The 860-nt window shown below is 43.5% G+C and carries 1 protein-coding gene; it reads right to left on the bottom strand.

The window, feature by feature from the left end:
• Positions 1–782 (bottom strand): IS4 family transposase (locus tag H9653_RS12365; protein ID WP_191692589.1); only part of this gene is annotated, 782 nt, incomplete at its 3' end.
• Positions 783–860 lie beyond the last annotated feature (78 nt).

The raw sequence follows: 860 nt of genomic DNA, 5'->3' as shown, positions 1-860 counted from the left end.
TTTTTCTTTTGAGCTTGGGGAGAAACCGGCATTTGTATCAAGTAGTCCCCTTCACTAAAGGTTTCAATCACAGTGTAACGCAGATTATCTTTAGCCCGCATAAGCCAATGACTGTTTGGATGGGTTTGTTGCCAACTGATAAGTAGGTCTGCTGAGAAATAGGCTCTATCAAAGAGCGTAATGCTATTGTCTTGAACGTTTAGCTGACGGGCTAAGGTGATCTCTCCTTGACCCATATCTCCAAGGGTTGTGTCAATGATCTCATGCGTGTCAGTATTGATCAGGCATACCGAACGCATTTGTGGATAGGGCGCCTCTTTGGTTCTGCCTTTGCTTGAACTAAAGTGCTGAAGGTTCTCATCAGTATAGGGTAGTGAGTATACGACACCGTCTACAGCTTGGACGCTAAGTCCCATAAAGTCTTGCTGCTGGGTTAGTGATTCTGTTTGGTAGTGAGCACTTAGTTGATGAAATAGCTGCTTTAGAGGTTCATGCCCGAGGCGTTGTCTTGCTTGTACGACTGCACTGGGTACACAGGCCTGTGAGTCTAGATTAAGCCGCATCTGCTCTGTGATATACCAAATTGAACGGTTTCGATATAAAGCTGTGCCGATGACTATCCAAACAACGTGTTCGGCAGGTAGCTTACGCCTTCTAATGCTCGCTTTGCCGGTATACTCTAAAGCTTGCTGTATCCACTCAGGGTCTATTAATTCACTAAATTGTTCTAGGGTGTCTGGAATCCTTTTATGCGTCTCATTAATAGCGTCTTGTAGTCTCATAGTAAAATAGCCCATCTACTTATTAGATGGGCTATTTTATTACTTTTATTGAGTTTTTGCCTTAACTGACTGGCATTA

It is taken from the genome of Psychrobacter communis, from assembly GCF_014836505.1.
In the GTDB taxonomy this organism is placed as follows: domain Bacteria; phylum Pseudomonadota; class Gammaproteobacteria; order Pseudomonadales; family Moraxellaceae; genus Psychrobacter; species Psychrobacter faecalis.
Note: the sequence above shows the minus strand (reverse complement) of the source record. Positions and strands in the feature narration are given on the sequence as shown.